Below are 25,077 nucleotides of genomic sequence, written 5' to 3'. Positions count from 1 at the left end.
GCCGCCTCTCGTGGGTGGGGTCCGGCCCGGACCGGCTATTCGGGGGTGGGGGTGCGGCCCACCTCCGGTCCGGCCACCGGGAGGTAGCGAGTGATCAGGACCTTGTAGAGGGCGGCGCCGATCAGCCCGCCGACCAGCGGGCCCACGATCGGCACCCAGAAGTAGATGTCCCCGTACTGATCCCGCCAGGCGCTGTGATAGCCGGTGAGGTAGCTGGCGAGCCGGGGGCCGAAGTCACGGGCCGGGTTGATGGCGTACCCCGCGTCGGCGCCCCACGCCATGCCGATCGCGACCACGATCAGGCCGATGATGAGCGGCCCCAGATTGGCCCTGGGGGCCGAGTTCAGCAGGTCGGTGACGGCGAAGATGAGCAGCACCAGGATCGCGGTGCCGATGATCTGGTCGCGCAGCGCGCCCCATTCACTGACCGGAAGGGCGCCGTTGCCGGGGAGGGTGGAGAAGACGAACTGGGTCTTGAAGGTGTGCCCCGGGTCGGCGTGGCCCAGCACCTCGGTGTAGTTCCAGCGCACCAGCAGGGCCCCGACGAACGCGCCGAGCGTCTGGGCCGCCACGTACGGCAGGACCTTGCTCCAGGGGAAGCCCTTGAAGGCCGCCAGCGAGACGGTGACCGCCGGATTGATATGGGCCCCGCTGAGCCGCGCCGCCACATACACGCCGAGGGTGACGCCCAGGCCCCAGCCCCAGGCGATGGAGTCGTGATCGCCGAGGCCGCCCGGGGGCTTGGTGAGGTCGCCGCCGGCCACGACCTGGGCCACGACGCCGCAGCCGAAGAGGATCAGCACCATGGTGCCGACGAACTCCGCGCAGAGCTCGCCGATCAGTGCCGACCTCGGACGGTTCGCCTCCGGAGCAGCCTTCGGGTCAGTCATGCGCCCATCCTGGGCGCGCGGCGGCACGGCGGCCCGTCCTGCTGGGCCGTCCGGGGCATGGACCGTCATGGACGGGTCACGGAAGCGAATCATCGACGGGTCATGGACAGGTCATGGACGGCGAAACCCGGTCTGTACGGATCAGGGTGCGGCCCTGTACCAAGGTCAGGACACCATCACCCATCGCCCTCCAGCGGAAACAGGACGACACGGATGCCGACCACCCACGCCCCGACGAACTGGGCCGGGAACATCACCTTCTCCGCCGCCCGGCTGCACCACCCGGACACCGTCGACGAGCTGCGGCGGATCGTCCGCTCCGCCGACCGGGTGCGGGTGCTCGGCACGGGCCACTCCTTCAACCGCATCGCCGACACCGAGGGCGATCTGGTGAACCTGGACCGGCTGCCGCACCGGGTGGAGATCGACCCCGGGAAGCGCACCGCGACCATCGCGGCGGGCATGCGCTACGCCCATGTGGCCCAGGCCCTGCACACGGAGGGCCTGGCCCTGGCCAACCTCGCCTCGCTGCCGCACATCACGGTCGCGGGGGCCTGTGCCACCGCCACCCATGGCTCGGGGAGCGCCCAGCAGTGCCTGGCGGCGGCGGTCGCGGGGCTGGAGATCGTCGGCCCCGACGGCGAAGTGACCCGGATAGGCCGGGACGAGGACCGGGACCGGCTGAACGGGGCCGTGGTCGGGCTCGGCGGACTCGGCGTCGTCACCGCCATGACGCTGGACATCGAGCCCACCTACGACGTGGCTCAGTGGGTGTGGACCGGGCTTCCGCTGGACCGGCTGGACGACAGCTTCGAGGAGATCTTCGGCGCCGCCTACAGCGTCAGCGTCTTCACCGACTGGCGCTCGGGCGAGGGGGTGGTGTGGCTGAAGTGCCGCACCGATCTGCCCGATCCCCCGGAGCCCGGGCAGCCGTGGCTGGGGGCCGTCCCGGCCGACCGCCACCACCACCACCCGGTGCCCGCGATGCCGCCGCTGCACTGCACCGAGCAGTTGGGCGCGCCGGGGCCGTGGCATGAGCGGCTGCCGCACTTCCGCCCGGACTTCACCCCCAGCAACGGCGATGAGCTGCAGTCGGAGCTGCTGCTGCCGCGTGAGGCCGCCTCGGCGGCGTTCGCCGCGCTGCGCGGCCTCGGCGACCGGATCGCGCCCGTGGTGCAGGTGTCCGAGGTCCGTACGGTCGCGGCGGACGAGCTGTGGCTGAGCCCCGCGTACGGCCGGGACAGCGTCGCCTTCCACTTCACCTGGGTCCCCGACCACGAGGCGGTGATCGAGGTGGTGGCCGCGATGGAGGAGGCGCTGCTGCCGCTGGGGGCGCGGCCGCACTGGGGCAAGCTGACGACGGCCGCCCCCGAGCGGATCCTCTCCTCGTACGACCGGGCCGCCGACTTCGCACGGCTGCTGGCCGAGCACGACCCGGCGGGGAAGTTCCGCAACGCCTATCTGGACGGCTACTTCCCCACCGGGTGACCCCCTCGGTCCGCCGGGCGGGCGCGTCCGGGCCGGTCCTCAGCCGACCATTCGGCGACCTCGGGCATATCGGTGCCGTGCTCGCGGATCCAGGCGTGGTGGCGGGTGCGGGCGTCCTGCATCCGCTGCCGTACGGCCACGGCGCGCGCCGCGAGCCCCGGGGTCCGGTCGATGACGTCCATCACCAGCCGGAAGCGGTCCAGAGCAGGGGGTTGGCCAGCAGATAGATCTGGCCCGCCGCGAGGTAGTTGGCGGCGCGCCAGTGGGCGTCCAGGGCGCGGATCCGGTTGTCGCCGAGCCCGCTGTCCGGTGAGCCCGTCGAGCTTTCCGGTGAGCCGGTCGAGCTGTCCGGCGAGCCCGTCGTGGTCGGTGCGTCCGGCATGGACCTCTCTCCCTCGTGGTGTCCGGTGTCCGGTGATGTGCCCTCGTGGTCTCCGGTTGCTCTGCCTCTCTGCCTAACGGTCGCGTTGCCTGCCCGCCGGGCGCGCCGCCGGTCGGCCGTTCAGACCCGCTCCGGCACGATCACCACCGGGCAGGGCGCGTGGTGCAGTGCCGCGTGGGCGATGCGGCCGAGCTCCAGTCCCACAGCGTGGCCGCGGCCGCGGCGGGCGCCGAGGACCAGCAGATCGGCGGTGGCCGCCGCGTGGAGGAGCGCCTTGCGGGCCGTTCCCTCGACTGTCGCGCGGTGGACGGTGACCTCGGGGTGGTCCCGTCCGGGGGTCCGCAGGGCGTGATCCACCGCTCGAGGGGCGCTTCGGCCCCGCCGGGGGTCGTTCGGCCCAGGGCGCCCATGCGGGCCGAACGGTCCGCATCGGACCCCGGGCAGCCCAAGAGGGCGGCCGGGTCGCCGTCCGAAGCTGGGACCGGACCGGGGAGGCACGGATGAAGCACCGCAAGATCGGCAACGTGATGACCGACGACGTCGTCCGGGTGAGCTCCATGACCTCGTTCGACGAGGTCGGTGCGCTGCTCTCCCGGCACCGCTTCAACGGGCTGCCCGTGGTGGACGACGACGACAAGGTGGTCGGCATGATCACTGGGACCGACCTCAGCGAACCCGCCCCGACGGCCGGGCAACTGATGTCGCGCCCCGCGGTCACCGTGCGCCCCCAGGACAGCATCGTGGACGCGGCCCGCGCGATGGACCGTCATCGCGTCGAGCGGCTTCCCGTCGTCGACGAGGAGGAGCGGCTGATCGGCATCGTCACCCGCCGGGATCTGCTGCGGGTCTTCCTGCGCCCGGACGACGAGATCCGTGCCGAGGTGATCGACGAGGTGCTGGTCCGCTCGCTGTGGCTGGGCCCGCAGTCCGTCGCGGTCACCGTGACCGACGGGATCGTACGGCTGGAGGGGCAACTGGACCGGCACAGCGAGATCCCCATCGCGGTCCGGATGACCGGACAGGTGGACGGCGTGGTGGCCGTGGTCGACCGGCTCACCTACCTCATCGACGACTCCGCCGGCCGGGGAGGTGCGCGGCGATGACCCACCCGGCCAAGCCGGTGCGGGACGGCCGGGTGGTGGTGGGCCTGGACGGCTCGGACAGCGCCTGGGCCGCGCTGGACGGGGCGGTCGCCGAGGCGCGGCGCCGTCACGCCAAACTGGAGATCGTGCACGCCTGGCCGTGGGCGCGGACCGACCCGCTCGCCTTCGACCCGGACAGCGAACCCCGGCGGCCCGCGGTGGAGATCGCCAGAACCGTGCTGCGGCTGGCCGTGTCGCGGGCCCAGGAGCAGGATCCGCAGCTACGGATCGTGCCCACCCTGACGGCGCAGGACGCGGTGCCCGAACTGCTGCGGATCGGCGGGGACGCCGCGCTGATCGTCATCGGCACCCGGGGGCTCGGCGGTTTCACCGGACTGCTGCTCGGCTCGGTCGGGCTGCGGCTGGCCGCCCACACCCGGCGCCCGCTGCTGGTGGTACGCGGCGGGCCGACGACGACGTACGGGCCCGAGAGCCACGGCAAGGTGCTGGTCGGGGTGGAGAGCGGGGCGGACGCGGCGGCGGCCCGGTTCGCCTTCGAGGAGGCGAAGCGGCGCCGCGCCTGGCTGCGCGTGCTCTACGCCTGGCCTCGGCCCCGGGTCTTCGCGGGCGATCACGCCCTGCCCGCACGCGAGGTGGTGGCGCTGCGCGCCGAGCGGGAACAGACGGTGGCCTACGGCATGGTGGCCGGCCTGCGCGAGGAGTTCGGGCAGATCCGGGTACGCGAGCACACCACCCACACCGCCCCCGCCCAGGCCCTGGTGGAGGCGTCACGAGCGGCCGACGTCCTGATACTCGCCGTCCACCGGCGCACCCCTCGCCTCGGCATGCAACTCGGCCCGGTCACCCACGCGGCACTCCACCACGCGCACTGCCCGGTGGTGCTGGTGCCGGTGGAGTAGCTCTGGGGCTGGGACGGAGTGGGCTGCCGGCCGAGGGCCCGGAGGGGGCTCCCCAGCCGGGTGACGAGGCCGGGTGACGGGGCCGGGTGGGCGCGCGGGGTGGCGCGCCGGACGACGGCCCTGGTGGCGGGGCCGGGTGACGGGGTCGGGCAGCCGGGTCGGTGGACGGGCCGGGTGACCGAGCCGGACGACCGGGTCGGTGGACGGGCCGGGCGGCGCAGGCCGGGTGCCGGGGCTTGTTCTGGGCGGTGGAAAGGGCCGGATGACCTGGCCCCTGGGACCCAGCCGGGACCGGTCGGCCCTGTCGGTAGGGGCCCGGTCATGGTCCGCTGGAGATGGCACCGGGGGCATCCGGCAGACGCGGAGAAGCGGATGCACGAATACCGCGCACCGCGCAATCAGGGCCCGCGAGAAGTGGGCGCCCCCGGCGCCGCGCCTCGGGCTGGGCGCCTCCAGCGGTGGCCGCGGCTATGCACAAGGGTGCGTCGCCGCCGTGAGGGCACGTACGCGGGCCGCGGTCCGGCGTGCGGCGCCGCGCGCGAGTAGCCGGGCGCGGTCGGCTGACGGCGGTCGGCTGGCGGCGGTTGGCGGCCGGCGGCTCGTACGTCCCGGAGGCGGGCCGAGGTACCGAGTGGGTCTGCCGGGAAGGAGGCAGCGATGGCGCGCCCCGTCACCGTCGGGCTGGACGGTTCCCCCGAGAGTCTGGCCGCCGCCGGCTGGGCGGCACACGAGGCCCGTTCGCGCGACGCGCCGCTGCGGCTGGTGAACGCCTGGCCGGGGCCCGATCAGAAGGATCTGACACCGGGCCGGGAGGCCGCCTGGCACTACTGGGCCGAGCGCGCCCTGGGCTCGGCCCGCGCCGAGCTGGACGCCGACCACCCGGACATGGCGATCCTCACCGATCAGATCCCCGGCCGGCCCGCGCCCGTTCTGCTGGCCGAGGCGGAACGCGCCCAGTTGCTGGTGGTGGGGTCCCGTTCGATCGGCGCGGTCGCCGGGTTCTTCCTCGGCTCCGTCGGCCTGGAGCTCGCCGCACGCGCCGTGACCCCCGTGGTCCTGGTGCGGGCGGACGCGCACGAGGACCGGCAGGGCGATGTGGTGGTCGGGGTGGAGCCGGGCGAGCCGGGCGACGACATCCTGGAGTTCGCCTTCGACGCCGCGGCCCGCCGCGACGGTGTGCTGCGGGCCGTGTACGCCAGCCGGGTCCCCGCCATCCGGGGCGACGCCCCCTGGGTGGTGGACGTGGGGCTGAGCGACGCGCGCAAGGAGTCCGAGCACGCGCTGGGCGAGGTGCTGGCGCCGTGGCGGGACAAGTTTTCCGAGGTGCGGGTATTCGAGGAGATCGCGTCGGACAGTCCGGCCCGGCAGTTGGTGGGCGTGGCGGCGGGGACGGCGCTGATGATCGTGGGCCGTGGTCCGCGCCACGTGGGGTTCGGCCCCCGGCTGGGGCCGGTCACCCAGGCCGTGGCGCACCACGCCGCCTGCCCGGTCGCGATCGTGCCCCAGCGATGAGACCTCGGGACCTCGGTCACCTCACAAGACAACGCGCCGATCGGATGACACGCCGCGCGACGAGGCGGCGGAAGCCGAAGGCGAACCCGGAGGAGAACCCGGAGGAGAACGCGAACAACCGGAGGAGAGGGAAAGGGCCATGAAAGCACTCGTCTTCCACGGGCCGGAGCAGTCCTCCTGGCAGGAGGTGCCCGACCCCGAACTCGAGGCCACCACCGACGCGATCGTGCGGATCGACACCGCGACCATCTGCGGCACCGATCTGCACATCCTCCGCGGCGAGCTGCCGGACGTCAGCCCCGGCAGGGTGCTCGGCCACGAGGGGGTCGGCGAGATCGTCGAGACCGGTGCCGACGTCCGCGGGGTCCGCCCCGGCAACCGGGTACTGCTCTCGTGCATCTCGGCCTGCGGCCACTGCCGCTTCTGCCGGGAGCGCCACTACGGACAGTGCCGTGACGGCGGGGGCTGGATCCTCGGGCGCATGATCGACGGCACCCAGGCCGAGTACGTCCGGGTGCCCTTCGCCGACATGTCCACGCATCCGCTGACGGGGTCGGTCGAGGGCCATGACGCCGTGCTGCTGGCGGATGTCTTCCCCACCGCCTATGAGGTGGGCGTCCTCAACGGCCGGGTGGGGCCGGGCGATACGGTCGTGGTGATGGGCGCCGGGCCCGTCGGGCTGGCCTCGATCGCCACGGCGCAGTTCTTCTCCCCCGGCCGGATCATCTCCATCGATCCGGACCCGGCCCGGCTGGACACCGCCAAGCGGGTCGGCGCCGACGCGGTGGCGGACCCCGCCGAGGACCCGGAGCGGCTGGTCGACGATCTCACCGAGGGGCTCGGCGCCGATGTGGTGATCGAGGCCGTCGGGAGCCCGCGGAGCTTCGAGACCTGCACCCGGATGGTGCGGCCGGGGGGCAGGATCGCCAATGTCGGTGTGCACGCCCGGCCCGTCACGCTGCATCTCGAAGAGCTGTGGATCAAAAACGTGACGATCACCACCGGGCTGGTCGACACCTTCTCCACCCCCACCCTGCTCTCCCTGCTGGCCGCCGGGCGGCTGCCCGCGTCCGCGCTGATCACCCATCTGTTCGAGCTGGACCAGATGGAGGAGGCGTACGACGTCTTCGCCCGCGCGGCCGACACCGGCGCGATCAAGATCGCGCTCGGCGAGGCCGCCCGTCCGCTGGTGGCCCGGGGGACGTGAGCGGGGAGGTGACGCGTATGGGAGCGCCGATCGTCGTCGGCGTCGACGGTTTCGCCGAGAGTCCGCCGGCCGCGCACTGGGCGGCCCGCGAGGCGCTGCTGCGCGATCTGCGGCTGCGTCTGATCCACGCCTGGAACCCGCCGTCGCCCGAGGCCCCGACCCTCCTGCTCGTGCTGGGCCGCGAGGAGACGGAGCCGGGCCCCGTCCCCTGCCTGGGCTCGGTGATCCATACGGCGGTGCACCACGCGCCGTGTCCAGTGGCAGTCGTCCCGTGCGGCTGACGTCCGAAGGGAGGCGAGAGTGACATGTCGGAGGCGATGACCACCGACCTCTACGAGGCGACGATGGCCCTGTCGTATCTGCGCGAGGGCATGACCGGCCCGGCCACCTTCGACCTCTACGCCCGCGACCTGCCGCCCCTGCGGGGCTTCCTGGTCGCCGCGGGCCTGGAGCCGGCGCTGGACTTTCTGTCCGGCTTCCGCGTGGAGCCCGAGGACGTGGCGGCGTTCGCCGCGGCGATGCACCGTCCGTACGAGGACCTCGAACCCCTGCTGGGGCTGGGCTTCGACGGCGAGGTGCGGGCGGTGCCCGAGGGGCGGATCGTCCTGGCCGGGGAGCCGCTGCTGGAGCTGACCGCGCCGCTGCCGCAGGCCCAACTGGTCGAGACGTATCTGATGGGGCAGTTGAGCCATCAGACCACCATCGCCTCCAAGGCGGCCCGGTGTGTGCTGGCCGCGGAGGGGCGCCCGGTGGTGGACTTCTCGCTGCGCCGCACCCACGGCCCCTGGGCCGGGATGCAGTCGGCGCGGCTGAGCGCGATGACCGGGTTCACGGCCACCAGCAATGTGGCGGCGGCGGTCGCGTACGGGATCGAGGCCAGCGGGACGATGGCGCATGCGTACATCGAGGCGTTCCCGGACGAGGAGACCGCGTTCCGCGCGTTCGCCCGTACCCACCCCGGCCCGGTCACCTTCCTGGTGGACACCTATGACACCGCGACCGGAGTGGCCACCGCGGCGCGGGTGCTGAGCGAGCTGGAATCCGGGCCCAGCGGCGCGATCCGGCTGGACAGCGGCGACCTGGGCGAACGGGCGGTGCGGGCGCGGGAGATCCTCGACGCGGCGGGGCTGCCCGAGGTGCGGATCGTGGTGAGCGGCGGGCTCGACGAGTACTCCGTGGAGGAGCTGGTCCACTCGGGCGCGCCGATCGATGTCTTCGCCGTGGGCACCCGGATGGGGGTGTCGGCCGACGCCCCCGCCCTCGACACCGCGTACAAGCTGGTCGCCTACGACGGGACCCCGGTGATGAAGCTGTCCTCGGCCAAGGCCACCGCCCCCGGGGCCAAGCAGGTCTGGCGCCGCCCCGGCTACGCCGATGTGATCGGCGAGCGCGACGAGCTTCCGCCGGGCGGCGGCGCGCCACTGCTGGAGACCGTGATGCGGGAGGGCAGGCGCACCGGAGCCCCCGACACCCTCGACCGCGCGCGGCGGCGGTTCGACACCGATCTCGCGGGGCTGCCACCGCACGCCCGGCGGATCCGCCACCCGGTCCCGCCCCGGCCGGCCACCTCCGCCGGGCTGGCCGGGCTCGCGGGGCGGGTACGCCACCGGATCGAGCACCGGCTGGCGGCCGCCGGCGAGGCGGCCGGAAGACAGGCAGCGTGACCAAGGAGGATGCCGTGCCCCGGAGTGCCCACATTGTGAGCGATGTGATGACCCATACCGTCGTCGCCGTCGGCCGCGAAGCGCCGTTCAAGGAGATCGTCAGAACGCTGGAGCAGTGGAGGGTGAGCGCCCTGCCGGTGCTGGAAGGCGAGGGCCGGGTCATCGGCGTGGTCTCCGAGGCGGATCTGCTGCCCAAGGAGGAGTTCCGCGACAGCGATCCGGCGCGGGTGGCGCAACTGCCCGACCTCCCCGGTATCGCCAAGGCGGGCGCGGTGACGGCCGACGAGCTGATGACCTCCCCCGCCATCACCGTGCACGCGAGCGCGACGCTCGCCGAGGCCGCGCGGATCATGACCCATAAGCGGGTCAAACGGCTCCCGGTGGTGGACGAGGAGGGCCGACTGGAGGGCATCGTCAGCCGCGCCGACCTGCTGAAGGTCTTCCTGCGGCCGGACGACGACATCGAGGAGGAGGTACGCCGCGAGGTGGTGGCCCACCTCTTCCCGGCCGCGGGGGAAACCGTCCGGGTGAGCGTGAACGAGGGCGTGGTCACCCTGACGGGACGGGTCAAGGAGGCCGTCCTCATCCCGGCGGCGGCCCGTCTCATCCGAGCGATCGAGGGCGTGGTCGACTTCGACAACCAACTCACGGCGGCGCCTCATACGGCCCAGCGGCGGTAGGCGCGCGGCGCGGCCCGCCGGACCCTGCCGGGCCGGAGGCGCGGCAGGGTCCGGCCGCACGGGCCCCGGCGGGCGTAGCCGGGACTGTCCGAGTGCGCCCAGCACGAAGACGACAAAGACGCACCCCTACGCCACGCCCGCGCCGCCGCGTGCACCACGGCGACGATCTGCCGGTAGGCGGCGCGGCGCGCGATGCCGCCTGGCAACTGCTGGGAGGCGCCCCAGCACCGGACGCCACCCGCCCTGCAGCCACCCACCGGTGCCACAGGCGCGCAGACCGACCGGGCCCAGCGATGCGTGGCCGACAGGGAGGCGGTGCAGCGGCGACGCCCCCGGCAACCGCTGGGGGCATCCGCCGCCGGACGCCGCCCGGCGGCGTCCCGCCGATGCCACCCGCGCCAAGACCGGCCGGGCACGGCGGTACGTGATCGGGCCTCACCGGATGCGGCGGCCCAGCGCACTGGGAAGCACCCCCGCCCCGGACGCGCTCTCCGGCGTCGGCCTCACCCCCTGGCGGCGGCCGCCATCGCCCCTCGCCCCCTCCTGCCGGGCGGTCGGCGCCGAGGGCTCGACTGGGCACGTCCGCCTCCGCTGCCCAATTGCGCCGAAGGCGCAAGACGAAGGCCGCGCCCGGCCGAGCAGATCAGCGCGCCCGGAGGGGCATGGCCGCCGGGGGCCGTGGCGGCAGGGCTGCCGGGCGCGGCCCGGCACCGCCCGCTCTTCGGCGTCGGCCTTGACCCCAGGCGGCGGGAGCCGCCACCGGCCCCCGCCCCCTGCGACCCGGCGGTCGGCGGCGAGGGCTCGGCCGGGCACCTCGGCCGCCGCTGCTCAATTGCGCCGAAGGCGCGAGACGAAACCCGCGCCCGGCCGAGCAGACCAGCCCGCCCCGCAGAAGCAAGGCAGCCCGGGGAGGGGCCCCCGCCGTGGCGGCGTGGCAGCCGGAGTCCGGCGACGGCGTGGCCGCCCGGCCCGGGGCCCGCAGGCCCCGGTGGGCTGGGGCCACAGACCCGGGCAGCGTCAGCCGCCGGTGGCACACACGCGAAAGACCCGCCGGGCACGGCACTACGTGACCGCGCGTCACCGGATGTGGCGGCTCCAGCGGGGGCCGACCTCGGCCCAGGCGCGTCCCCATGCCTGGGTGCGGGCGCGGTCCAGGCGCCAGCGCGCCATGCCGCGTCCGGCCAGCGAGATCGCGCCCACGCCCGCCGCGGCCGATGTCCCGGCGAGCACCGCGCGGGTGGCGATCTGTTCGGGGGTGGGCGGTCGCTGGACCAGTTGGCCCCGGCCGTCGGTCCAGACCTCGGTGGCGGTGCCCGCCTTGCTGCCGTCGTGGACCCGGGCCGTACCGGTGTGGACGGTGCCGTCCGGGCCGGTCCACCGGACGATCGCGCGCACCTGGCCGGTGGTGGACCCGTCGCCCGCGGGCTGCGCGACGGGCGCGTCCTCCTTCAGGACCGCGGGCACCCGGTGCCGGTCCGCCCGCTCCTGCCGCAGCGACGCGTCCACGGCGGTGCCCGCGGCCACCCCTGCCGCCGGGCCGCCGACCGCCATCACCACGCCGGTGACCAGCACGACCCACGCCTCGATCACATCCGAGCGGCGCCTGAGCGGGTTGCGACGCCACCGCCATGTCCGCCGCCCCCGCACTTCCGTGCCCATGTCGCGACCGTCGCACGCGCGGGGAGGGCGGGACGAGGGCCGGGCAGCCCCCTTGGGGGCCCGTTCGGCCCTGGTACCGCCCTGACCTGCTGCGCCACGATTCCCACCGGGGGCAGGGCGGACGGCGGACGAACAGTGCGAGAGCCCATGACCGAGACACGAGCGACACCGGCGACACCGGCGACACCGATCAGGGTGTTCGTACTCGACGACCACGAGGTCGTCCGGCGCGGACTGCACGATCTCCTGGACGCCGAACCGGACATCGAGGTGGTCGGCGACGCGGGGACCGTCGACCACGCGCTGGCCCGGGGCCCGGCGCTGCGGCCCGACGTGGCCATCCTGGACGTCCGGCTGCCGGACGGGGACGGCATCACGGTCTGCCGTGAGCTGCGCTCCCGGATGCCGGATCTGGCCTGTCTGATGCTGACCTCGTTCGACGACGACGATGCGCTGCTGGACGCGATCATGGCCGGGGCGGCGGGCTATGTGCTCAAGCAGATCAAGGGGTCGGACCTGGTCTCGGCGGTGCGCACCGTCGCCTCCGGCCAGTCGATGCTGGACCCGGCCACCACTGCCCGGCTGATGAGCACCCTGCGGGGCGACACCGCCCCGCAGGAGCCCAGGGACGAGGTGCTGGCCGGGCTGTCCCCGCGCGAGCGGGAAATCCTGGTGCTGATCGGCGACGGGCTCACCAACCGGCAGATCGGCAAGCGGCTCTTCCTCTCCGAGAAGACGGTGAAGAACCACATCTCCCGGCTGCTGGCCAAGCTGGGCGTGGAGCGCCGTATCCAGGCGGCGGTACTGGCGACCCACTCGGCCCCGCCCCCCGCCGACGACCATCCGGGATGACCCGGGCCCGGGGCCGGGTCCGCACGGCCCCCGTCCCCTACCCCCGACGGCCCGGCCCCCGGCCCCCATCCTGACGGCCCGACCACTGACGGCTCACCAATCACTGACGGCTCACCACCACTGACGGCTCACCACCACTGACGGCCCACCGGCGAGGAGACCCCATGCAGCCCGCAGCGCTCGACGCGGCGATCCTGGAGAAGCTCATCTCCGCGGCCGTGGCCGCCCCGTCGATGCACAACACCCAGCCGTGGCGCTACCGGCTCAACCCCGACACCGTCACGCTGGAGGTCCGGGCCGCACCCGAGCGGGCGCTGCGGTACGCCGATCCGATGGGCCGGGCGCTGAGCGTCTCCGCCGGGGCCGCCGTGTTCAACCTGCGGGTCGCCGTGGCCCACTTCGGCTGGGACCCGGTGGTCCGGCTGCTGCCGTACCGGTCGCAGCCCGATCTGCTGGCCACGGTGCGCCTGGCCGCGACGCCCCACGACGGCGCCGGGCACGATGCCCCGCACCACGGCGACCGGCACGGCGACCCGCACCGCGATCTGTACGACGTCATCTGGCGGCGGCACAGCAGCCGCACCCCCTTCTCCGGGCGCCGACTGCCGCCACGGGTGCTGTACGAACTGGCGGAGGCGGCGCGGGCACACGGGGCCACGCTGTGGCTGGCGGGCCCGGAGGAGACCTCGCGGCTGCTGCGGCTGACCGCCGAGGCGGAGCGGCGCACCTCGGGGGATCCGCGTCGGCTCGCCGAGAGCCGCGACTGGGTCCGTGACACCGGGCCGTACGGCATCCCGGCGGCCGCCCTCGGGCCACGGGACGTCACCGGGCGGCTGCCGATGCGCGACTACCTGGGCCCGGGGCCGGACGGCCGCCGGGGCGGTGATTCGCCCGCCGCGGCGTTCGAGAGCCACCCGGCCATCGCCGTACTGGCCACGGACCAGGACCGGCGCACCGACTGGCTGCGGGCCGGGCAGGCGCTGGAACACGTACTGCTGCTGGCGACCTCGTACACGGTCCGGGCCTCCCTGCTGCACCAGGCGCTGGAGTGGTCGGATCTGCGGTGGTCGCTGAGCGACGCCCACCGGACGCCCGGCCATGTGCAGATGCTGATCCGGCTGGGTTACGGACCGGTCGGACCGGGCACTCCGCGCAGCGAGGCGGCCGAGTCCCTGGACGGGGGCCGCTGACGCGACTTGGGCCCCCGCCGACGCGCCAGGGCCCCGCCGACGCGGCACGGCCAACGCCGACCGCTCCGGCGGCGACAGGCCCACCGCCCATTGCCGCCGCGGCGGCATCCGCCCCCGCGGCGGCATCGCGTCGCCTACCGCCCTCGCAGCGGTACGCCCACTGCCCACCGCCGCCGCAGCGACACCGCAGCGACACCGCCCCCGCCCTACCGCCCCCGCAGCAACAAACCCGCCGCCCACCGCCTACCGCTCCGGCAGCGGTACGCCCCACACCAAGCGGGTGCCGCCGCCCGGCGGCTCCCCCAGCTCCAGCTCGCCGCCCAACTTCTCGGCGCGCTCGGCCATGTTCCGCAGTCCGCTGCGGCGGCCGCCCTCGGGGACGCCCACCCCGTTGTCCGTGACCATGAGGGTCAGCCTCCCGGCCGCCACGACCAGCGAGATCTCGGCGGCGTCGGCCCGTGCGTGCCGGGCGATGTTCGACATCGCCTCGGCCAGCACGGCGACCATGTCGTCCGCGACGGTGCGCGGCACATCGGTGTCGACCAGGCCCTCGGTGCGCAGCGAGGGGGTGAAGCCGAGCGCGGGCACGGCCTCCTCGATGGTCTTGGCGGTACGGACCCGCAGCCCCTGGACCGCGGGGCCCGCCTCGTGCGAGCGCAGCCCGAAGATCGTCGAGCGGATGATCTTGATGGTGTCGTCCAGGTCGTCCACCACCCGCAGCAGCCGTTCCGAGCCCTCCGGGTGCTGGACGAAGCGCAGCGTGGACTGCAGCGTCATCCCGGCGGCGAAGAGCCGCTGGATGGCCAGGTCGTGCAGATCGCGAGCGATCCGGTCGCGGTCCTCCAGCAGCGCGAGCTGCTCCGCGTCGCGCCGCCGCTCGGCCAGTTTCATCGCGATCGCCGCCTGGCCCGCGAAGCCCAGCAGGGTGTCGGTCTCGATCTGGGTGAAGGCGGGGCTGTCCGCCATGCGGGCCAGCGAGAGCACTCCGCCCACTCCGTCGCTCGTCCGCATCGGCACCGCGACAGCCGGCCCGAGCCCCTCCCAGCGCTGCGGGCCGACCGTGATCCGCGGGTCGTTCTGGACATCGGTGCTGGTGACCGGCTCGGACGCGGTGAAGGCCGCCCCGCCGAAGGTGCCCCGGCGCGGCAGCACCAGACCGCGGTGGGCCTCGGCGTCCGTCCCCGCCGCCAGCGCGACCTGCAGTTCGTCGGTGCCGGGCACCGGGATCATCAGCACGCCCAGATCGGCGGAGAGGATCCGGCGGGCGTGCTCGACGATCAGCTCCAGGACCCGGGTCTCGTCCACTCCGGACAGCAGGCTGTGGGTGACCTCGGCGTTCGCCTCCAGCCAGCGCTGGCGGTGCCGGGCCTCCTCGTACAGCCGGGCGTTCTCGATGGCCACTCCGGCGGCCACGGCCAGGGTGGACAGCACCGTCTCGTCCTCGCCGTCGAACTCCTTACCGTCGCGCTTCTCGGTGAGATAGAGGTTGCCGAAGACCTCGTCGCGCACCCGGATGGGCACCCCGAGGAAGGAGCCCATCGGCGGATGGTTCGGGGGAAAGCCGTAGGAGGCCGGATGCTCCGAGAGTTCGGCGAGCCGCAGCGGCTGGGGGTGGCGGATCAGCTCCCCCAGGAGACCGTGGCCCGACGGCAGATGCCCGATCGCCTCGATCCGCCCCTTGTCGATGCCCACCGGCAGGAATTCCGCCAGCCGCTGATCCTCGCCGATCACTCCCAGCGCGCCGTATTCGGCGTCCACCAGCACCACCGCGGCCTCGACGATCCTCCGCAGCACATGCGAAAGATCCAGCTCCCGGCCCACCGACAGGACGGCTTCCAACAGGCTGTGCACCCGGTCCTGGGTGCCGCGCACCCCGTCGATGCGTAGCTGCAGTTCCTCCAGCAGCTCGTCCAGTCGTAGCTGGGGCAGGGACTCCGTACTCCTCGTGCTCTCCATACCCACGGTGCCTCCGTCGGCCTCACCGCGCTCGGCGCGGCATTCCGCACGGCCCTCACTCTCTTCACGGTAGCCGCGCCCGGCCGCCGGTGAGTCGGTCGGAACATCTTGGCGTGAGGGAGCACGTTGGCTAATGTGCGGGCCTGTTCGCTCTGGAGCGTTTCGACACCCACAGAAGGGTGGACCACCAGATGCCCCTACGCCCTCCGCCGTCGCGTCCTCCTCCCCCGCTTCTCCCGGCCACCCCGGCCACCCCGAATCCCCCGGACCTCCCGGGCTTCCCGGATCTCCCGGCCACCCCGGATATCCCGGATCGCCGCCCTCGCCCTGGCCCTCGCGCTCGCCGCCCCCGCCGCCCCGGCGGCAGCGGCGAATCCCCCCGATCCGCCCGCGGATGTCTACAAGCTGCTGGAGGACCCCGCGGTCACCTCGGTCGGACAGGAGCCCGCCCATGCGCGGCCGACCCCGTACGCCGACACCGCCGGCGCCCTGGACGGCGGCTCCAGGAGCCGCTGGACCGCCTCGCTCGACGGCGCCTGGAAGCTCCATATGTCCGACCGCCCCGAGGAGGTCCCGAAGGACTTCTTCACCGAGGGCTACGACACCTCCCGGAGCGGCTGGCGCAGCGTGAGCGTGCCGCACACCTGGCAGACGGACGGTCTCGACCATCCGGTGTTCCGGAACATCCCCACCGAGATGTATCCGGACGCTCCCCCGAAGGTCCCGCACGACGTCAACCCCACCGGCGCCTACGTCAAGACGTTCGAGCTGCCGAAGAGCTGGGAGAAGCGGCGGACGTTTCTCCGCTTCGAGGGCGTCACCAGCGGCTATCTGCTGTGGGTGAACGGCTCCTACGCCGGCTACGACCAGGGCGGCTACACCCCCGCCGAGTTCGACATCAGCGACCGGCTGCACCCGGGCCGCAACACCGTCGCGGTGCAGGTCCACCGCTGGGGTTCGGGGGCGCATCTGGAGGACTACGACCAGTGGCGGTTCTCGGGCATCTTCCGCTCGGTCGGGCTGTACTCCACCCCGGCCACCTATCTGCGGGACATCGCGGTCAAGACCGATCTGGACGCCCGGTACCGCGATGCCCGGCTGACCGCCGAGGTCGAGGTGGCCGCCAAGGGGCCACAGCGCGGCACGGCTGAGCGCAAGGTCCTCGGCACGCTCTACGACCGCCGCGGACGCAAGGTGACAACGATGTCGGGAACGGTGGACGGCGGCGACGGGTCCACCACCCTCACCGCAGACGTGGCCGATCCGGCCAAGTGGACCGATGAGACGCCCGACCTCTACACCCTCGTCGTCCGGCTCGCCGACGCCGACGGCACGGTCACCCACACCACGGCCCAGCCGGTGGGCTTCCGCGAGATCGAGATCAAGGACAGACAGCTCCTCGTCAACGGCAAGCGCATCCTCGTCAAGGGCGTCAACCGCTCCGAGACCGACCCCGGAACCGGCCGCCACGCCACCCGTGAGCGCACCACCGCCCCGCGCCCTCGGACGTCTCCCTGTTGACGCTCTCCCGCCTGAAGGCGGGAGATTCCATGGGTCGCCCCGTGGATTTCCTGCTTCGTCGGCGACTGCCCGCCCGGAGTTCTCCGTTGAGGTCTTACGCCTGCTCCACAGGCCGATACTGCCCGTCCGGCAGCCAGAAGGTTCTTCGCGGCGTTCACGTCACGGTCATGGGTGACACCGCAGCCACACGTCCAGGTGCGGACATGCAGCGGCATCGCCCCGGCGAGGGCGCCGCAGGCGGAGCACAGCCTGGAGGAGGGGAAAAAGCGGTCGACCGCGATCACTTCCGGGCCCCGGTCACGCACCCCCGGGGCCCGCGCCGTCCGTTCAGTCCTCGGGGCCGCGCCTTCCGTTCAGTCCCCGGGGCCCGCGCCGTCCGTTTCCCGGAGCCGCTCCTCGAGCCGGTCCAGGAAGACCCGCTGCTTCGTCACGATCTTCCGGCGGGCCTCCTCCGGGCCGAACCAGGCGACCCGGTCGATCTCGGGGAACTCCCGCATCCGGCCGGACCCCTTCGGCCACTCCATGGTGAACGTGCCGGGGGTGATCCGCTCCGGGTCCAGATCGCCCGCGAGCGCCCAGACGGTGACCTCCTTGCCCCCGGTCTGCGTCACCGAGCCGAGCGGAATCGGCTCGCCGGCGGGCGGGGGCACGCCGAGCTCCTCCTCGAACTCCCGGCGCGCGGCGGCCTCCGGGGTCTCGTCCTCGTCGTACTCCCCCTTGGGCACCGTCCAGGCGCCCGCGTCCTTGGCGGCCCAGAACGGGCCGCCCATATGGGCGAGCAGCACCTCGACGGCCGGGCCCGCCGGGCCCGCACCGCGGTACAGCAGGAGTCCGGCGCTGCGCTTACGAGTCACAGCGAACAGTGTGCGCCCACGCCGCCGGGGTGGTGCGCCGGGCTCGCCGGATCAGCCCTCGCAGGCCCCGGGGTCAGCCCTTGCGGGCGTAGCCGAGGTAGGTGACCAGCGGCCGGGCGTCCGGGGCCAGGACGAAGTCGACGATCGGCGGGATCTGCTCATCGCTGATCTGCCCCTTGCGGCGCGCCATGGTGGCCTTGACCAGGCTGCGCGGATCCTTGGGCTTGAAGTCGCAGATGTCCTCGTTGCGCAGCCCCTGCCGGTCCAGGGCGGCGGTCAGTTCGGCGGGGGTGCGCAGCCGAGCCGCCGTGTAGCGGCCGGCCGGCATGATCCGGGTCATCGGGACGCGCTGGAAGGCGCCGAGGTAGATCAGCCGGGAGAGCAGGGTGCGGTTGACGGTGTCGTAGATCAGCACACCGCCGGGCCGCAGCACCCGGGCGGCCTCCGCGAGCACCCGGTCCAGCTCCGAGGTGATCTCGAAGGTGTCCGCGTAGTAGGCGAGGTCGAACGCGCCGTCGGCGAGGTCGAGTTGCTCGGCGGGCGCGGTGCGGTACTCGATTCCGGGGTGCTCGCCCTCGGCCGCCTCGCGCGCCATCTCGGTCGCGGTGGCGGAGGGGTCGACGGCGACGACGTCGAAGCCGAGCCCGGCCAGCCCGCGGGCCAGCAGCCCGCGGCCGCTGCCGACGACGACGGCGCGGCTGCCGGGCGCGGAGAGGTCCGCGCTCTTGAGGGTGGTGCGGACGTACTCCAGGCGGCTGTCCTGGAAGGTGACGGCCCGGATCTGACGGCCGTCGACGGCCTCCGGCGACCGTGAGTCCAGTTCGATGTGCGGGGCGGCGGCCATCGTCTTCTCCCTCACGGGTGCGCGGATTCGCGGATTCACCGGTGCCTGGGGTGGCCCGGACGGGCTCGCCCGGTTCCCCGAGGAAACCTAACATCCTCAAGTTCCCTCAGGGAACTCGGCTAGGGTTGTGTCATGACCCGTACTCCGCTCGCCGATGTGGCCTGTTCGATCGCCCGCGCCACCGATCTGTTCGGCGACGCCTGGACGGCGCTGATCATGCGGGATGTGCTCACCGGGGTCACCCGCTTCGACGATCTCGCCCATGACCTGGGCATATCGCGGAAGGTCCTGGCCGCCCGGCTGTGCCGGCTGGTCGAGGAGGGGGTGCTGGTCCGGGAGCGATACCAGGAGCGGCCGCCCCGTGAGCACTATCGCGCCACCCCGAAGGGCGAGGAGCTCTATCCGGTGCTGCTCGCCCTGATGGAGTGGGGCGACCGCTGGTACGCGGGCCCCGCCGGGCCGCCGGCCCGGATCCGCCATCTCGGCTGCGGACGGGACACCACGCCGGTGTCCGCGTGCGCCCACTGCGGGGAGCCCCTGACGGCCGGCAACACCACCCAGCTCCCGGGCCCCGGCGGGCGCACCGGACCCGGCACCAGGGTGCTCGGCCCGCTGCTCGCCGCGCGGGAGGACACCCCGGAGACCGGGCGCCCGGCGACGGTTTGAGCGAACGGCACGGGGCACTCGGCACCACAGCCGGGCATCCGACCACGAGGAGCGCCGACCATGCGCTACGAAGAACTGACGGCCCTGGTCCAGGCCCGGGCCCAGCTCCCCGACCGGCAGTCGGCCGAGCGGGCGATACGGGCGACGCTCGAAACCCTCGCCGAGCGCATCCCGGGCGGGCTGGCGGACCACATGGCGGCACAGCTACCCCAGGAGGCGGGCGAGCCCCTGCGCCGGGTCGCCGCCGCACACGAGGGCACGCCCGAGGAGCGGGCGCACCGGCGGGACCACGGCGAGCGGTTCGACCTCACCGGTTTCGCGGGCCGGGTCGCCTGGCGCACCGAGCACACCGAGGATGAGGCGCTGCGCGAGGCGGCCGCCTTCTTCGAGGTGCTGGACTCGGCCGTGGACCCGGAGCTGATGGAGAAGCTCTACGGCGTGCTGCCGAGCGACATCCGGGAGCTGCTGCCGGAGGCGCGGGCCGAGCAGGACGCGCGTCGCCCCGAGCGGGACTGACGGACCGAGCGGGACTGACGGACCGAGCGGGACTCGCGGACCGAGCTGGGCCAAGGAGCCCGGGCCCGGCCCCGTGGGAGCGGTTCACTTCGACTGCCCCGGGTGGTCGGGATGACCGTGGCGCGGCGGCGGGCTCGGCTCGGCCGCCGTCTGCGGGGTCACCGGCGATCCGCCCTGCGGCGGAGAGGGCCGCTCGGGGAGCGGCTCGGCATCCGGCTCACCGGGCGAGGGGGTGGCGCCGCCCTCCAGTTGACGCAGGCGCGCCGTCACCACCTCGACGACCGGAAGGCGGTCGGCGTGGGAGCGCTCGTATTCCAGCAGCCGCCGCAGTTGCTCCTCGGTGAGGGCGCGGATGCGGTGCCGCAGGGCGCCGAGCGGAAGATGGTCGTAGTCGGCGAGCGGCAGTTCGTCGTGGGTACTCATCCGTTCTCCTCCCGGGCCCGCCGGGTGTGTGTGCGGTTGGCCTTGCGGATGGCGTCCAGCAGCTCCGGCCGGCTCATCCGCGAGCGGCCCTCGATGCCCAGCCGCTGCGCCACGTCGTAGAGGTGCTGTTTGGTGGCCCGCTCGTCGACGCCCTCGCCGGTACGGCCACCGAGCTGCCGTGGCCGTGCGGACCGCGGATCGGAGGGGCCCTTGCGCCCCTTCTCCTTGCGCTCCCAGTGGTCGCCGACCTTCTCGTACTTGTGCTTCAGGGCCCCGTAGGCCACCCGGTGGGCGCGCTCGCCCTCGCCGTACTGCTCGACGGCCGAGTCATGGGCCTTGATCCAGGTGCGCTGCGCGTCCTCGGGGGAGCGCTCCAGGGTCGACGGAAGTTCTTCCCGTCCCGGCATGGCCGATCACCTCCACTGCTGAGCGCCGAGCGGGTACCCGCACACGTACGGCGAAAACGACATAGCGGGCGAGAGTGGCGGGATGGGCTGCCGCCCCGCCGTGCATAACGGGGGAGCACCGCGGGGCGGCAGCGGCCGAGCCGGGATGACTCGGCCGAGCCGCGGGGGCGTGGGATGTTCCCGGCGGCTCATCGGCGTCTACGGACCCCATCGGTGCCCTGTTCACCTTTTGTCCGATGGTGAGCACCCACCGCTTGAGCACCGGCCACGCGCCCGGTGCGCGGGGCGGTCCGGACCCCGGTCCGGGTCCGCGGATCGCCGTGGCGTGATCGTCTGTCAGGCTGTCCCCATGCCGACCACCACCGTGTCCGAGCTCGTCGACGAACTGCTCTCCGGGACCCGTCCGCTGCCGATCGTCTCCGCGGGCGTCCCCGTCCTCCGGCAACCGGCCTTGCCGTACGAGGGCCAGCTTGCCGCGGATCAGCTCGACCGGCTGCTGGCGGCGATGCGGGAGACGATGCACTCCGCGCCCGGGGTGGGGCTCGCGGCCCCGCAGATCGGTGTGCCGCTGCGGCTGGCGGTGATCGAGGACCCGGCGGAGGTGGCGGCCGAGGTGCAGGAGGTGCGCGGCCGGGTGCCGCAGCCGTACCGGGTGCTGGTCAATCCCGGCTACGAACCGGTCGGCCACGGCCGGGCGGCGTTCTTCGAGGGGTGCCTGAGCATCCCCGGCTGGCAGGCCGTGGTCAGCCGCCCGGACCGGATCCGGCTGCGCGGGCAGGACGAGACGGGGCGGGAGCTGGACGAGGAGTTCACCGGCTGGCCCGCGCGGATCGTCCAGCATGAGACCGACCATCTCGACGGCGTCCTCTATCTGGATCTGGCCGAAACTCGCTCCCTGTCCACGGCCCAGGCCGTCAGCGACTACTGGTCCCAGCCCACCCCCGCCACCGCCGCCCATTCGCTGGGCTTCCCGCTCCGGACCGCCACCGGCACCGGCGATGACAGCGGCGGCACCGGCGCTACCGCTCCGTAACCACGGGCCGACCAGCGGCATGTGTTCGTCATCGACTGGCAGTCGCCGAATCACCACACGGACACTGTGACGTACGTCGCCACGGCAAGACTGGTGAACGCCCGCAGTGCGCGCCGCCTCAGCGCACCGCACGGCGAGTGAGGCGTTTCTTCCGCTCTTCCCCAAGTCCCCACCGCTCCTGACTTCCCTTGAACGGAGAACAGGAATGTCCGTGCTCACGACGTCCTCGACGACGGCGCCCACCAGCTCGTACGTCACCTCGATCGCCCACACCCAGGAGCAGATCCACGCCGCGCAGCGGCTGCGCTACCAGGTGTTCGGCGAGGAGAGGGGCGGCCGGCTGGACGCCGCGGTCGACGGCCGCGACGTGGACGAGTTCGACGAGATCATGGACCACCTGATCGTCACGGACACGGCGACGGGCTCCGTGGTCGGCACCTACCGGCTGCTTCCCCCCGGGCGCAGCGAGCGGCTCTACTCGGACACCGAGTTCGATCTGCGCGGCCTTCCGACCGAGGTCCGCTCGTCCATGGTCGAGACCGGCCGGGCCTGTGTCCACGCCGACCACCGCACGGGCGCGGTCATCAACCTCATGTGGGCCGGTCTGGCCCGCTATGTGCTGCTGTCCGGCCATCGCTATCTCGCGGGCTGTGCCTCGGTTCCGCTGGCCGAGGGCGAGGGGGCCGCCGCCAACGCCTGGCTGCTCGGCACCAGCAAGCACGCCGCCCCGCCCGAGATGCGGGTCCACCCGCTCGACCCGTGGATACCCTCGCGGCCGCTGGACGGCGAGCCCAGCTACGCCGACCTGCCGCCGCTGCTCCGCGGCTATCTGCGGGTCGGCGCCTGGATGTGCGGCTCCCCGCAGCACGACCGGGCCTTCAACGACGCCGACTTCTTCGTGCTGCTGGACACCGAGCGGATGAACGACCGCTACCGCCGCTACTTCCTGGGTGAATCCCAGTGACCGACGCGGCCGCGATGAGTCTGCCCGAGCACGCCTGGGCGGGCTGGTCCCCGTGCACTCCCGGCTGTGTCTCCCACGCCGCCGACCGCGCCCCGGCCACCCGGGGCGCCCGGCGGGCCGCGGTCTTCGTCCGGGCGGTGATGGGCGCGGTCCTGTCCGGCCGGCGGCTCGCCGAGCCCGAGACGCTGCGGGCGCGGGCGGCGACGCTGCTGGACTCCCTCGGCATCCGGCTGGAGGTGACGGGCGACAGCACGCTCAGCGCGCCCGGCGGCACCGGCACGCTCGTCGTGGCGAACCACATCTCCTGGCTGGACATCCTCGCGCTGCTCGCGGTGGAGCCAGTGGTGATGCTGGCCAAGCGGGAGATCGCGGGCTGGCCGCTGATCGGCTCGCTGGCCACCCGCGCGGGGACGATGTACATCGACCGCGGCTCGCTGCGCGAACTCCCCGACACCGTACGGGAGATGGCGGCCCGGATGCGTGACGGCCAGTCGGTGATGGCCTTTCCGCAGGGCATCACCTGGTGTTCGGGCACGGGTGGCAGCTTCCGGCGGGCCACCTTCCAGGCCGCGCTGGACGCGGGCGCGCCGGTGCGTCCGGTGACCCTGGAGTACGTCCAGCACGGCGTCCCGACCACGGTGGCGGCCTTCGTCGGCGAGGACGACTTCGGCGGCTCGCTGCGCCGGGTGCTCCGCGCCGACGGGCTCACGGTGCGGGTGGTCGTGCACCGTGCGCTGCGGCCGATGCGGGACGTCGACGACCGGCGCAGGGTCGCGGCACAGGCCCAGGCGACCGTCTGCGGGGCGCGGTTGCCCCTGCATCAGGAGTTCCCCGCTCTCGAACTGGCACGCTGAGCCCGTCCGCTCCGGGCCCTCCGTCCCGGGCGCCGCGCCCCGTCCAAGGACGGCGCCCGGGGTGGTGTTCAGCTCTCCGTGCGCCGGTCCTTGACCCGGCGGATCTTGCCCACGGAGCGCTCCAGCGTCTCCGGGTCCAGGACCGCCACCTCGACCGTGAGCCCCACCCCGTCCTTCACTCCCCGCGTGATGGCCGCCGCGGCGGCCGCGCGCTGCTCGGGGCCGACGCCGGGGCGGGCCTCGATCCGCACCGCCATATGGTCCATCCGGCCGCGCCGGGTCAGCTCGAGCTGGAAGTGCGGGGCCACCGCCGGGACCCGCAGCACGATCTCCTCGATCTGGCTGGGGAAGACATTGACCCCGCGCACGATGAGCATGTCGTCACAGCGGCCGGTGATCTTCTGGATGCGCCGGAAGGCGGGGCGGGCGGTGCCGGGCAGCAGCCGGGTCAGATCGCGGGTGCGGTAGCGGATGACGGGGAGCGCCTCCTTGGTGAGGGTGGTGAAGGCCAGCTCCCCCTCCTCGCCGCCGGGCAGCACCGCGTCGGTGAACGGGTCGACGATCTCCGGGTAGAAGTGGTCCTCCCAGACGTGCAGCCCGTCCTTGGTCTCCACGCACTCCTGGGCCACCCCGGGGCCGATCACCTCCGAGAGCCCGTATATGTCCACCGCGTGGATGTCCATCCGCCCCTCGATCTCCCGGCGCATCTCCTCCGTCCAGGGTTCGGCGCCGAAGATGCCGACCTGGAGGGAGGTGGAGCGGGGATCGACGCCCTGCCGCTCGAACTCGTCGAGGAGCGTCAGCAGATACGAGGGCGTGATCATGATGATCTCGGGCCTGAGGTCCTGGATGAGCCGCACCTGCCGGGCGGTCATTCCCCCGGAGGCGGGAATGACGGTGCAGCCGAGCCGCTCCGCGCCGTAGTGGGCGCCGAGGCCGCCGGTGAACAGGCCGTAGCCGTAGGAGATATGCACCTTGTGGCCGGGCCGGCCGCCGGCCGCGCGGATCGAGCGGGCGATCACCTCCGCCCATACCGCCAGGTCGTGCTCGGTGTAGCCGACGAGGGTGGGGCGGCCGGTGGTGCCGCTCGAGGCATGGAGCCGCCGCACCTCGCTGTGCTCGACGCCGAACATCCCGAAGGGGTAGGTGTCGCGCAGATCGTCCTTGGTGGTGAAGGGGAACCGGGCCAGGTCCTCCAGGGTGCGGCAGTCCTCGGGGCCGACCCCGGCCGCGCGGAACTTCTTGCGGTACAGCTCGACATGGCCGTACGCATGGCGCAAGGTGGCGCGCAGCCGGGTGAGCTGGAGTGCCCTCAGCTCCTCGGGGCTCATCCGCTCGGCGTCGTCGAGCGGAGCCACGCTCAGGGATTCCGCCATGGGCCGTCCACCACCTCCGGTTGCCGACCGAACATTCGGTTACCGTTCGGGCGCGGTCCAGTAATCCAGCATCCGACCTGGCTGTCAAGGGTCCGGACAGCCCGGCCGCGCCGGTACGCACCCGGCCGGACGCGGAA

General features: G+C 73.5%; 26 protein-coding genes and 2 pseudogenes. 16 read left to right on the top strand and 12 right to left on the bottom strand.

Features of this window, described 5'->3' with window-relative positions:
- Positions 1 to 35: 35 nt before the first annotated feature.
- The gene (locus STRVI_RS16560; RefSeq protein WP_014056809.1) at positions 36 to 890 is read right to left on the bottom strand and encodes an MIP/aquaporin family protein; all 855 of its coding nucleotides are present in this window, start codon (positions 888 to 890) and stop codon (positions 36 to 38) included.
- A 213-nt stretch (positions 891 to 1,103) separates the two neighbouring features.
- Here STRVI_RS16560 and STRVI_RS16555 point away from each other — a divergent pair, with 213 nt between their 5' ends.
- A complete protein-coding gene (locus STRVI_RS16555) occupies positions 1,104 to 2,378 on the top strand; it encodes an FAD-binding protein (protein WP_014056808.1) in 1,275 nt (424 codons plus the stop codon).
- Here STRVI_RS16555 and STRVI_RS16550 read toward each other — a convergent pair.
- The 3 genes and pseudogenes from STRVI_RS16550 to STRVI_RS54330 all read right to left on the bottom strand — a co-directional run.
- Positions 2,360 to 2,581, bottom strand: a pseudogene (locus STRVI_RS16550) (hypothetical protein); the annotation flags it as partial. The gene STRVI_RS16555 and the pseudogene STRVI_RS16550 overlap by 19 nt on opposite strands.
- Complete coding sequence (locus tag STRVI_RS16545) at positions 2,560 to 2,760, bottom strand: hypothetical protein (protein WP_043236023.1); 201 nt, start codon at positions 2,758 to 2,760, stop codon at positions 2,560 to 2,562. The gene STRVI_RS16545 and the pseudogene STRVI_RS16550, both read right to left, overlap by 22 nt.
- Before the next feature lie 120 nt (positions 2,761 to 2,880).
- Positions 2,881 to 3,117, bottom strand: coding sequence for a universal stress protein (locus STRVI_RS54330; RefSeq protein WP_043236021.1), 237 nt, complete (start codon positions 3,115 to 3,117; stop codon positions 2,881 to 2,883).
- 143 nt (positions 3,118 to 3,260) lie between these two features.
- Between STRVI_RS54330 and STRVI_RS16535 the strand changes: the two genes are divergently transcribed.
- The 7 genes from STRVI_RS16535 (at position 3,261) to STRVI_RS16505 (ending at position 9,825) form a co-directional block, all read left to right on the top strand.
- On the top strand, positions 3,261 to 3,863 hold the full coding sequence (locus tag STRVI_RS16535; RefSeq protein WP_014056807.1) for a CBS domain-containing protein: 603 nt from the start codon (positions 3,261 to 3,263) through the stop codon (positions 3,861 to 3,863).
- On the top strand, positions 3,860 to 4,762 hold the full coding sequence (locus tag STRVI_RS16530; RefSeq protein WP_014056806.1) for a universal stress protein: 903 nt from the start codon (positions 3,860 to 3,862) through the stop codon (positions 4,760 to 4,762). The genes STRVI_RS16535 and STRVI_RS16530 overlap by 4 nt, the downstream gene beginning before the upstream one ends.
- 657 nt (positions 4,763 to 5,419) lie before the next feature.
- A complete protein-coding gene (locus tag STRVI_RS16525) occupies positions 5,420 to 6,274 on the top strand; it encodes a universal stress protein (RefSeq protein ID WP_014056805.1) in 855 nt (284 codons plus the stop codon).
- 139 nt (positions 6,275 to 6,413) lie between these two features.
- Positions 6,414 to 7,481, top strand: coding sequence for an alcohol dehydrogenase catalytic domain-containing protein (locus tag STRVI_RS16520; RefSeq protein ID WP_014056804.1), 1,068 nt, complete (start codon positions 6,414 to 6,416; stop codon positions 7,479 to 7,481).
- 17 nt (positions 7,482 to 7,498) lie between these two features.
- A complete protein-coding gene (locus STRVI_RS55540) occupies positions 7,499 to 7,762 on the top strand; it encodes a universal stress protein (RefSeq protein WP_014056803.1) in 264 nt (87 codons plus the stop codon).
- Between the two features lie 24 nt (positions 7,763 to 7,786).
- Complete coding sequence (locus STRVI_RS16510; protein WP_014056802.1) at positions 7,787 to 9,145, top strand: nicotinate phosphoribosyltransferase; 1,359 nt, start codon at positions 7,787 to 7,789, stop codon at positions 9,143 to 9,145.
- A gap of 14 nt (positions 9,146 to 9,159) precedes the next feature.
- Positions 9,160 to 9,825, top strand: coding sequence for a CBS domain-containing protein (locus tag STRVI_RS16505; protein WP_014056801.1), 666 nt, complete (start codon positions 9,160 to 9,162; stop codon positions 9,823 to 9,825).
- 1,077 nt (positions 9,826 to 10,902) lie between these two features.
- On the opposite strand, the gene STRVI_RS16500 is transcribed toward STRVI_RS16505, so the two are convergent.
- Positions 10,903 to 11,484 (bottom strand): Rv1733c family protein, encoded by a 582-nt coding sequence (locus STRVI_RS16500; protein ID WP_043236017.1) that lies wholly within the window; start codon positions 11,482 to 11,484, stop codon positions 10,903 to 10,905.
- Positions 11,485 to 11,631: 147 nt separating this feature from the next.
- Between STRVI_RS16500 and STRVI_RS16495 the strand changes: the two genes are divergently transcribed.
- Together STRVI_RS16495 and STRVI_RS16490 are read left to right on the top strand one after the other, a co-directional pair.
- Positions 11,632 to 12,336: a response regulator gene (locus STRVI_RS16495; protein WP_014056799.1), complete on the top strand. Its 705-nt coding sequence runs from the start codon at positions 11,632 to 11,634 to the stop codon at positions 12,334 to 12,336.
- Positions 12,337 to 12,500: 164 nt separating this feature from the next.
- Positions 12,501 to 13,526 carry an Acg family FMN-binding oxidoreductase gene (locus tag STRVI_RS16490; protein ID WP_014056798.1) on the top strand — a complete coding sequence of 342 codons (1,026 nt, stop codon included), beginning with the start codon at positions 12,501 to 12,503 and terminating at the stop codon, positions 13,524 to 13,526.
- Between the two features lie 243 nt (positions 13,527 to 13,769).
- On the opposite strand, the gene STRVI_RS16485 is transcribed toward STRVI_RS16490, so the two are convergent.
- Entirely contained in the window at positions 13,770 to 15,482 is a 1,713-nt protein-coding gene (locus STRVI_RS16485) for a sensor histidine kinase (RefSeq protein ID WP_014056797.1), read from the bottom strand.
- A gap of 135 nt (positions 15,483 to 15,617) precedes the next feature.
- Here STRVI_RS16485 and STRVI_RS16480 point away from each other — a divergent pair, with 135 nt between their 5' ends.
- Entirely contained in the window at positions 15,618 to 17,003 is a 1,386-nt protein-coding gene (locus STRVI_RS16480; protein WP_043236014.1) for a glycoside hydrolase family 2, read from the top strand.
- 30 nt (positions 17,004 to 17,033) lie between these two features.
- Here STRVI_RS16480 and STRVI_RS47925 read toward each other — a convergent pair.
- From STRVI_RS47925 to STRVI_RS16470, 3 genes and pseudogenes are all read right to left on the bottom strand, one after another.
- Positions 17,034 to 17,296: pseudogene (locus STRVI_RS47925) on the bottom strand (zinc ribbon domain-containing protein); the annotation flags it as partial.
- Positions 17,297 to 17,356: 60 nt separating this feature from the next.
- The gene (locus tag STRVI_RS16475; protein ID WP_014056795.1) at positions 17,357 to 17,857 is read right to left on the bottom strand and encodes an NUDIX domain-containing protein; all 501 of its coding nucleotides are present in this window, start codon (positions 17,855 to 17,857) and stop codon (positions 17,357 to 17,359) included.
- A 73-nt stretch (positions 17,858 to 17,930) separates the two neighbouring features.
- Complete coding sequence (locus STRVI_RS16470; protein ID WP_014056794.1) at positions 17,931 to 18,701, bottom strand: class I SAM-dependent methyltransferase; 771 nt, start codon at positions 18,699 to 18,701, stop codon at positions 17,931 to 17,933.
- Positions 18,702 to 18,833: 132 nt separating this feature from the next.
- Between STRVI_RS16470 and STRVI_RS16465 the strand changes: the two genes are divergently transcribed.
- Positions 18,834 to 19,367 (top strand): winged helix-turn-helix transcriptional regulator, encoded by a 534-nt coding sequence (locus STRVI_RS16465; protein ID WP_014056793.1) that lies wholly within the window; start codon positions 18,834 to 18,836, stop codon positions 19,365 to 19,367.
- 60 nt (positions 19,368 to 19,427) lie between these two features.
- Positions 19,428 to 19,883 carry a DUF2267 domain-containing protein gene (locus tag STRVI_RS16460; RefSeq protein ID WP_014056792.1) on the top strand — a complete coding sequence of 152 codons (456 nt, stop codon included), beginning with the start codon at positions 19,428 to 19,430 and terminating at the stop codon, positions 19,881 to 19,883.
- Between the two features lie 84 nt (positions 19,884 to 19,967).
- Here STRVI_RS16460 and STRVI_RS16455 read toward each other — a convergent pair whose 3' ends face one another.
- Together STRVI_RS16455 and STRVI_RS16450 are read right to left on the bottom strand one after the other, a co-directional pair.
- Positions 19,968 to 20,306, bottom strand: coding sequence for a hypothetical protein (locus STRVI_RS16455; protein ID WP_014056791.1), 339 nt, complete (start codon positions 20,304 to 20,306; stop codon positions 19,968 to 19,970).
- Positions 20,303 to 20,713: a ChaB family protein gene (locus STRVI_RS16450; protein ID WP_014056790.1), complete on the bottom strand. Its 411-nt coding sequence runs from the start codon at positions 20,711 to 20,713 to the stop codon at positions 20,303 to 20,305. The genes STRVI_RS16455 and STRVI_RS16450 overlap by 4 nt, the downstream gene beginning before the upstream one ends.
- Before the next feature lie 349 nt (positions 20,714 to 21,062).
- On the opposite strand from STRVI_RS16450, the gene STRVI_RS16445 reads away from it, so the two are divergent.
- From STRVI_RS16445 to STRVI_RS16435, 3 genes are all read left to right on the top strand, one after another.
- Positions 21,063 to 21,746 carry a peptide deformylase gene (locus STRVI_RS16445; protein ID WP_014056789.1) on the top strand — a complete coding sequence of 228 codons (684 nt, stop codon included), beginning with the start codon at positions 21,063 to 21,065 and terminating at the stop codon, positions 21,744 to 21,746.
- Between the two features lie 205 nt (positions 21,747 to 21,951).
- Positions 21,952 to 22,710: a GNAT family N-acetyltransferase gene (locus STRVI_RS16440; RefSeq protein ID WP_014056788.1), complete on the top strand. Its 759-nt coding sequence runs from the start codon at positions 21,952 to 21,954 to the stop codon at positions 22,708 to 22,710.
- A complete protein-coding gene (locus STRVI_RS16435) occupies positions 22,707 to 23,564 on the top strand; it encodes a lysophospholipid acyltransferase family protein (protein WP_014056787.1) in 858 nt (285 codons plus the stop codon). The genes STRVI_RS16440 and STRVI_RS16435 overlap by 4 nt, the downstream gene beginning before the upstream one ends.
- A gap of 68 nt (positions 23,565 to 23,632) precedes the next feature.
- Here the strand turns inward: STRVI_RS16435 and paaK are convergent, their stop codons facing one another.
- Positions 23,633 to 24,940, bottom strand: coding sequence for a phenylacetate--CoA ligase PaaK (gene paaK, locus STRVI_RS16430; protein ID WP_014056786.1), 1,308 nt, complete (start codon positions 24,938 to 24,940; stop codon positions 23,633 to 23,635).
- Positions 24,941 to 25,077: the final 137 nt, after the last annotated feature.

Source organism: Streptomyces violaceusniger Tu 4113, assembly GCF_000147815.2.
GTDB classification, from domain to species: Bacteria; Actinomycetota; Actinomycetes; order Streptomycetales; family Streptomycetaceae; genus Streptomyces; species Streptomyces violaceusniger_A.
This window is presented reverse-complemented; position numbering and strand designations above follow the sequence as displayed.